The organism is Peptoniphilus sp. (assembly GCF_050943655.1).
GTDB lineage: Bacteria > Bacillota > Clostridia > Tissierellales > Peptoniphilaceae > Peptoniphilus_A.
This window is the reverse complement of record NZ_JBMNPQ010000073.1, coordinates 1-7,173: the sequence shown is the minus strand read 5'-3', so window position 1 is coordinate 7,173 and position 7,173 is coordinate 1. Positions and strand designations below refer to the sequence as shown.

General features: G+C 35.9%; 5 protein-coding genes. All 5 read left to right on the top strand.

Translation table 11 applies throughout. The features are described 5' to 3' along the window. Positions 1–206: 206 nt before the first annotated feature. The gene (gene ade / locus ACOX6R_RS06680) at positions 207–1,919 is read left to right on the top strand and encodes an adenine deaminase (RefSeq protein ID WP_433448547.1); all 1,713 of its coding nucleotides are present in this window, start codon (positions 207–209) and stop codon (positions 1,917–1,919) included. Positions 1,920–1,931: 12 nt separating this feature from the next. Next, positions 1,932–3,302: a dihydropyrimidinase gene (hydA, locus tag ACOX6R_RS06675; RefSeq protein ID WP_433448545.1), complete on the top strand. Its 1,371-nt coding sequence runs from the start codon at positions 1,932–1,934 to the stop codon at positions 3,300–3,302. A 14-nt stretch (positions 3,303–3,316) separates the two neighbouring features. Beyond that, entirely contained in the window at positions 3,317–5,947 is a 2,631-nt protein-coding gene (xdh, locus tag ACOX6R_RS06670) for a selenium-dependent xanthine dehydrogenase (protein WP_433448543.1), read from the top strand. 46 nt (positions 5,948–5,993) lie between these two features. Beyond that, positions 5,994–6,707: a selenium cofactor biosynthesis protein YqeC gene (gene yqeC, locus ACOX6R_RS06665; RefSeq protein ID WP_433448541.1), complete on the top strand. Its 714-nt coding sequence runs from the start codon at positions 5,994–5,996 to the stop codon at positions 6,705–6,707. Further along, on the top strand, positions 6,697–7,173 hold a 477-nt coding region (locus ACOX6R_RS06660; RefSeq protein ID WP_433448539.1), incomplete at its 3' end, for a nucleotidyltransferase family protein. The genes yqeC and ACOX6R_RS06660, both read left to right, overlap by 11 nt.

The following is a 7,173-nucleotide window of genomic DNA, read 5'->3' as shown; positions in this document are numbered from 1 at the left end:
CACATGTGCAGATGCACTGGCTACGAAAATATTTTGCTTGCAGTTCAAAAGGCAAATAACATTGCCAATGGTTTTGAATTAGAACCAGACCATGAAGTAAATAGGATAAACGAAGAAAACAAAAAAGATTATATTTAATTGTCAACTTTAAAAAATTAATAAGTCTCGTAAAGTTTTTTGCGAGGCTTTTAATTTAAGGAGGATTTATGAAAAATTTAGAAGAGAAAATCCTCATGGCAAGAGGACTAAGAAAATCTGATTTAGTATTTAAAAATGCTAAAGTTGTAGACGTATTCTCAAATAAAATAATAAATGGAGATATTGCTGTATCTGGTGGAATTATACTAGGCGTTGGAGATTACAGCGGAGCAGATGAAATTGACTTAGAGGGAAAGTTTGTATCTCCATGTTTAATAGACGGTCACGTACATATTGAATCATCTATGGTTACTCCTACAGAACTTGCAAAAGTGCTTATTCCAAATGGAGTTGCGACAATTATTGCAGATCCTCACGAGATAGCAAATGTCCTTGGAATAGATGGAATAAATTATTTACTAGAAGCATCGGAAAATCTTCCACTAGATGTTAGGATAATGCTACCTTCTTGTGTGCCGGCCACAGATTTTGAGCACTCTGGTGCAAACCTTGTCTTTAAAGATTTAGAAAAATTAAAGGATAGAGATAGAGTCTTGGGGCTTGGAGAAATGATGAATTATCCTGGAGTTATAAACTGTGATAAAGTTGTAATGGATAAAATCGAAGGCTTCAGCGACAGAGTTATAGACGGTCACGCGCCAGGTCTATTGGGAAAAGCTCTAAACGCCTATGCTCTTTCTGGAATTAAAACTGATCACGAGTGCTCAACAGTAGAAGAGATGAACGAGCGAATTTCAAATGGAATGTATGTGCAAATTAGACAGGGAACTTCTGCAAAAAATGCTGAAATTTTGACTAAGGGAATAACTAAAGACAATTTATCTAGGATACTATTTTGTACCGACGACAAGCATCCAAAGGATTTATTAGAGAAGGGCTCAGTTAACGAAAATATAAAAATTGCCATTAAAAATGGAATAGATCCAATTGATGCAATAAAAATTGCGACGATAAACGCCGCAAAATGTTACGACCTTAAAGGTAAAGGAGCTATTGCACCAGGTTATGAAGCAAACTTTATTGTATTAGACGATATAGTAAAATTTGTGATTGATTCTGTTTATATTGATGGCAAAAAGATTAGTGAAGGCAAAAAACTTTTAAGAGAGATTAAGTCGAAAACTGATATAAAAAGTATTGGAGAAGTTAAAGTCCACGACAGAAGATTAGAAGATTTTGAGATAAAGCTAAATTCAAATAGGGCAAATGTAATTGGAATTAATCCAAATGAACTTTTGACAGAAAAATTAGTTGAAGAAGTCCCTGTTCACGATGGAGTCTTTAAAGCAGATGATGTTTATCAAAAATTAATTGTAATCGAAAGGCACAATGGTCTTGATAGCTTTGGAAAAGGAATAATAAAAGGCTTTGGGATAAAAAATGGCTCAATTGCTTCAACAATTGCTCACGATTCACACAATATTATAATTATTGGCGATAACGATAAAGATATTTATAGAGCAATGGAAGAAATTAAAAATATAAACGGTGGGATAACTGTAGTCTCAAATGGAGAAGTCTTGGCAAGTTTGCCACTTGAGATTGCGGGACTCATGTCTTCTGGAACAGTTGAAGAGACTAGTCTAAAATTAGAAAAAGTTTTAGATGCAATTAAAAATAATTTGGGAGTAAATTGCAAGAGTCTCGATCCGATTTTGACGCTTGGATTTATGTCACTTCCTGTGATTCCCAATTTAAAATTGACAGACGAGGGACTCTTTGATGTGAGCGAGTTTAAATTTATAGATATCAATGCTTGAAAGAAGGTAAAAATGTCATTACTTATTAAAAACGGGAAAGTAATTTTGTCTGAAAAAAGTGATATGTTAGATATTTTTATTGAAGACGAGAAAATTACAAAAATTGGAAAAAATTTAGAAATTGATGCAGATAAAATTATAGACGCAGAAGGAAAATTAGTATTGCCAGGTGGAGTTGATGTGCACACTCACATGAGCCTTGACCTTGGCGAGTATGTTGCAGTTGATGATTTTTATACTGGAACAGTTGCAGCATCCCACGGCGGAACAACGACAATTGTAGATCATATAGCATCTCTTTCAAAAGGTTCAAGTCTTAGGGACATGATCTCTCACTATCACGACTTGGCAGATGGAAAAGCTGTAATTGACTATTCATTTCACGGAGCACTCTATGAACTTGACGACGATTTATTAGAAGAGATTAAAGATATCTACGACATAGGAATAGTATCTTTAAAAATTTATACGACTTATAGCGGAAAGCTCGACGACGGCGAAATGCTTCGCGTGCTAAAAAGGGCAAAAGAAACTGGAACAGTTGTCTGCGTTCACTGCGAAAATGATAGGGCAATAGAAGAGCTAAGGCGCGAGGCGATTATAAATAATAATCTATCTCCAATTTATCACGCAAAGACTAGACCAAATGAGACAGAAGCTGAAGCAATAAATAGACTTATATATTTAAGTGAGATTGCAGGCTGTCCAAAATTATACATCGTCCACACTTCAACAAAAGAGGGACTTGAAGAAATAAAAAGAGCAAGGGCACGTGGAGTTAAAAATTTATTCTGTGAAACTTGCACACAATATTTAACTTTAGACGAATCAAAATATTTAGAAGGTGGAAATGCCGAAGGTATAAAGTACATCATGTCGCCTCCACTTCGCAAAGAGGAAGATATTGAAGCACTTTGGGATGGCGTAAAAAACGGAGATGTAGATGTAATTGCAACAGATCACTGTCCATTTTTCTACGAATTAGATAAGCTGCCTCACAAAGATAATTTCACTGCAGCACCTGGTGGAGCGCCGGGAGTTGAGGAGAGACTTGAGGTAATTATCACTGAAGGAATGAAGAGAAATATTCCTATAGAAAAACTCGTTGAACTTTTGTCACAAAATCCAAGCAAGATATTTGGACTTTATCCAAAAAAAGGCGAGATAGCAGTTGGATTTGATGGCGACATTGCAATTTTAAAATACGAAGATTACACAATTAAACAAGAAAACAGACACTCAAATTGCGATTACACAACTTATGAAAATTATGAAGCGAAAGTAAAGGTTGAAACTGTAATCTCAAGAGGAGAAATTATTTTAGATAAAGAAATTTACTCTGCGACAAAGGGAAGGGGTAAATTCATACAGCGAAAATTCTAGAGAGTTGGTGAAATATGGCTAATATATTGATAGGTGAAAAATTAGAAAATAAAGAGGCCTATATTATAAATGTAAATGGAAAGACCTATGAGACTTATGAGGACAAGAGTCTTTTAAGATTTTTAAGAGACGATCTTCATCTTTATTCTGTAAAGGACGGATGCAGTCAAGGAGCCTGCGGAACTTGCACAGTACTTGTTGGAGAAGAAAATAAAAGATCATGCACAGTAAAGCTTTCAAAGCTTAAAGACGCAGAAGTAATCACAAATGAAGGACTAAGCGATGAAGAAAAAGAAGCATTTGTGTATGCCTTTACAAAGGCGGGAGCTGTGCAGTGTGGATTTTGCATACCGGGAATGGTAATGAGTGGAGCTTCTGTTATTAGAAAAAATCTAAATCCAACTGAAGACGAAATCAGAAAAGGAATCAAAAATAATATTTGTCGCTGCACGGGATATGCTAAAATTGTAGAAGGAATAAAGATGGCTGCTGCAATTTTAAGAGGCGACTTAAATATAGAAGATGAAGATAAAAGTGCACGAGTAGGACAGAGATCACAAAGAGTTGATGCGAGAGAAAAAATCTTAGGCACTGGAATTTATGCTGATGATATTGAGATGGAAGGAATGCTTTATGGATCTTGTGTTAGGACAAAATTCCCACGAGCAAGATTTGTGGACATCGACTACAGCGAAGCCCTAAAGCTTGATGGAGTAGTTGGAGTTTTAACAGCAGATGATGTGCCGAATAATTTAATCGGTCACCTACAGCAGGACTGGGAGGTCTTTGTAAAGAAGGGCGAAATCACAAAATCTCTAGGCGACGCACTTTGTTTTGTAGTTGCAGAAAATACAAAAGTTCTTGAAGAAGCAAAAAAATTAATTAAAATAGAACTTGAAGAATTAAAGCCAGTTTCAACAGTAAGAGATGCAATGAAAGCTGATGCACCAAAGATTCATCCAAATGGAAATCTGTGTCAAGAAAGGCATGTTAGACGCGGCAATGCAGAAGAAGCTCTAAAAGAATGTACATACGTCGTTACTAAAAAGTACAAGACTCCATTTACAGAGCATGCCTATCTTGAGCCAGAGTGCTGCGTCGCCATTCCATATAAAGACGGAGTAAAAGTTTATTCATCAGACCAAAGTGTATATGACACGAGAAGAGAACTTTTAATTATGTTTGGTTGGCAAGATACACCAAATAGAGTTGTAGTAGAAAATACTTTAGTCGGCGGAGCTTTTGGTGGAAAAGAAGATATGTCTGTTCAACCAGCAGCATCTCTTGCAGCTTACCTTTATAAGAGACCAGTAAAGCACAAGATGACAAGAGACGAGTCACTTAGATGGCATCCAAAGCGCCACCCAATGGAGGCAACTTTTACACTTGGTTGCGACGAGAATGGAATTTTTAAGGCCATGAAGGCAGAAATTTATTTCGACACTGGTGCCTACGCATCTCTATGCGGACCAGTTTTGGAAAGAGCGTGCACTCACTCTGTTGGACCTTATAATTATCACAATACAGAAATTGACGGCTATGGATATTATACAAACAATCCTCCTGCTGGTGCCTTTAGAGGCTTTGGAGTTTGTCAGTCTAACTTTGCACTTGAGTCCAATATAAATTTATTGGCAGAAAAAGTCGGCATATCGCCTTGGGAGATTAGATTTAGAAATGCCATAAGGCCTGGAGAAGTTCTTCCAAATGGACAAATAGCAGACTGCTCCACAGCTCTTGTTGAAACTCTTCTTGCAGTTAAAGATGTTTATGAAAAAAATAAAGACCGCGCGGGGATTGCCTGTGCAATGAAAAATGCTGGCGTTGGAGTTGGACTTCCAGATAAAGGTAGAGCTAAAATAGTAATTGAAGATGGAATATGTAATGTATACTGTGCAGCCTCAGGACTAGGTCAAGGAGTGGCCACAGTATTTATGCAAATAACTGGCGAGGCAACTGGGCTTCCATTTGAAAAAATAAATATAAGAAGACCAAATTCTGAAAATTCACCTGATTCGGGTACATCATCTGGTTCAAGGCAGACTCTAATAAGTGGCGAGGCTGTGAGAAGAGTTGGAGAAAAACTTGCAAAAGATTTAAAAGATAAAACTTTAGATGAGCTTGAGGGTAAAGAATATTTCTACGAATATTTTGACCCAACTGATCCGCTTGGTTCGAAAAAAGAAAATCCTGTTTCTCACATTGCCTATGGATTTGCAACTCATGTTGTGATTTTAAATGACGACGGTACTGTTAAAGATGTATATGCAGCTCACGACTCTGGAAAAGTTATTAATCCCACAACCATCGAAGGACAAATTGATGGTGGAGTCGTTATGGGACTAGGATATGCTCTTACTGAGGATTTAAAAGTAGTTGACTCTGTAGTTAAGGCTAAATTTGGAACTCTTGGACTTTTTAGAGCAACAGAAGTTCCAAAAATTTATCCAATCTTGGTGGAAAAAGAAAAACTACTAGACATTGCCTATGGCGCAAAGGGAATTGGTGAGATTGCAACTATTCCAATTGCATCAGCAGCACAAGGTGCATACTACGCACTTGATGGGATTCTCCGCTGTGAATTTCCAATGAAAGATACTGCATATAGCAAGCCAAAAAAAGAATTTGTTAAAGATGAGAAATAATTAGAATGGGAGTGTGCTCGGCACGATCCTATTTTTAGGAGATAAAATGGGTACAAATATTTTAGATTTTATGAATATAGAAAAGGGCGATGTAGTCTCCATAACGGGCTCTGGAGGAAAGACTACTCTCATGAATACTCTGGCGAAGAAGTTAAAAAAAAGAGGTAGAGTTTTAATAACAACGTCGACAAAAATTAAAATACCCGGAGAAGATGAGGCAGATTATATTTACGATAGCGTAAGTGAATATAAAAAAAATAATGAAGAAAATATAATTGTCGCCCTTGGAGAGAAAATTTTAGATGAAGATAAATTTTCTGCAATAGATGAAGAAGACTTATTAAAAATAAAAGATGACTTTGATTATATTTTAATCGAGGCTGATGGATGTCGAAATATGCCACTAAAAATGTGGAAGAGTCATGAGCCTGTAATATATAATGTGAGTAACAAAACAATTTCAGTTTTTTCTGCAAAAACCATTGGAAGAAAAATTTCTCGCGATTTTATTTATAATTATGAAGAATTTAGAAAATTAATAACAAGTGATGTTGTAGATAAATTTGTATTTGAAAGATTGATAAAAGAAGACCCAGGACCTTTTAAAAATTTTAGCGGCGAAAAATTTGTTTTCTTTAATCAAGTCGAAAGCCTCGATGAAGAGAGAAGGGCGAAGGAAGTTATTCAATATTTAAGAGAAGAAACAGAAGACATTAAATATTTCTATGGATCACTATTGGAGGATAAATATGAAAATTAGTGCGATAATAATGGCATCTGGAATGTCTGAGCGAATGGGACAAAATAAATTACTACTTGAACTTAAGGGCAAAAAACTTTATGAGTGGACTTTTGATTTAATGGAAGAGATTGATTTTCATGAAGTTATTTTGGTATCAAGTTATGATGAAATTTTAGAAGATGCAAAGAAACGTGGCTTCAAAGCGATTTATAATGACAAAAACGAAGTTGGAAAGTCAAGTTCAATAAAGCTTGGAGTCAATAATACAGATAAAGACTGTGCGATGATGTTTTTTGTCTCAGACCAACCGCTTCTTAAGGCTGAAACTGTCAAAAAATTAATTGAAGCTTATGAAAAAAATCAGGCTATAACTTATCCAAGAACTGAAAAGAGAAGAGGAGCTCCAGTAATCTTTCCGCCAAAATATAGAGAAGCTCTACTCGGTTTAAAATACGACGAGGGCGGAATGATTTTAGTTAAAGAC